The sequence below is a fragment of the Dellaglioa sp. CoH-56-MRSF-10 genome (genome assembly GCF_056782175.1).
In genome coordinates this window covers 1898-3297 of the sequence record NZ_JBXAYF010000012.1, presented here as the reverse complement: position 1 = coordinate 3297, position 1400 = coordinate 1898, and the positions used below count along the sequence as shown (strand labels likewise).

Annotated in this window: 1 rRNA gene (cut by a window edge); it reads left to right on the top strand. The window is 45.5% G+C overall.

Features of this window, described 5'->3' with window-relative positions:
* Positions 1–123: 123 nt before the first annotated feature.
* A 23S ribosomal RNA gene (locus tag AC1RP4_RS07510) occupies positions 124–1400 on the top strand (it continues 1742 nt past the right edge of the window).

Below are 1400 nucleotides of genomic sequence, written 5' to 3'. Positions count from 1 at the left end.
AAATTTGTTCTTTGAAAACTAGATAATATTTATTAAATTTTTAAGCAATAAGCCGAGAAACACCGCGTTTTATTAGTTAAGAACGTAGTTCTTAACAAAACCACTTTGCTTTAAGTAAAGTTAGGTTAAGTTATCAAGGGCGCATGGTGAATGCCTTGGCACTAGGAGCCGATGAAGGACGGGACTAACACCGATATGCTTCGGGGAGCTGTAAGTAAGCTTTGATCCGGAGATTTCCGAATGGGGGAACCCAGCAGTTTTAATCGACTGTTACTATTAACTGAATACATAGGTTATATAGAGGTAAACGCAGGGAACTGAAACATCTAATTACCTGCAGGAATAGAAAGAAAAATCGATTCCCTAAGTAGCGGCGAGCGAACAGGGAAGAGCCCAAACCAAGAAGCTTGCTTCTTGGGGTTGTAGGACTGCTCATTTGAGTTACCAAAGATTTTTATAGTAGAAGAGTCTGGGAAGACTCGCCGTAGAGGGTGATAGCCCCGTATACTAAATGAAAATCTCTCAGAGCAGTATCCTGAGTACGGCGGAACACGAGAAATTCCGTCGGAATCCGGGAGGACCATCTCCCAAGGCTAAATACTCCCTAGTGACCGATAGTGAACCAGTACCGTGAGGGAAAGGTGAAAAGCACCCCGGAAGGGGAGTGAAATAGTTCCTGAAACCATGTGCCTACAAATAGTTAGAGCCCGTTAATGGGTGATAGCGTGCCTTTTGTAGAATGAACCGGCGAGTTACGTTTGCTTGCGAGGTTAAGTTGATAAGACGGAGCCGTAGCGAAAGCGAGTCTGAATAGGGCGCCATAGTAAGTAGACGTAGACCCGAAACCAAGTGACCTACCCATGTCCAGGTTGAAGGTGCGGTAAAACGCACTGGAGGACCGAACTCATGTATGTTGAAAAATGCTGAGATGAGGTGTGGGTAGCGGAGAAATTCCAAACGAACTTGGAGATAGCTGGTTCTCTCCGAAATAGCTTTAGGGCTAGCCTCGGAATTAAGAATCATGGAGGTAGAGCCACTGTTTGGACTAGGGGCCCATCTAGGGTTACTGAATTCAGATAAACTCCGAATGCCATTGATTTATATCCGGGAGTCAGACTGCGAGTGATAAGATCCGTAGTCGAAAGGGAAACAGCCCAGACCACCAATTAAGGTCCCAAAATACATGTTAAGTGGAAAAGGATGTGGAATTGCACAGACAACTAGGATGTTGGCTCAGAAGCAGCCACCATTTAAAGAGTGCGTAATAGCTCACTAGTCGAGTGATTCTGCGCCGAAAATGTACCGGGGCTAAACATGTTACCGAAATTGTGGATGGAACCCATTAGGGTTCCGTGGTAGGAGAGCGTTCTAAGGGCAACGAAGCTAGACCGTAAGGACTG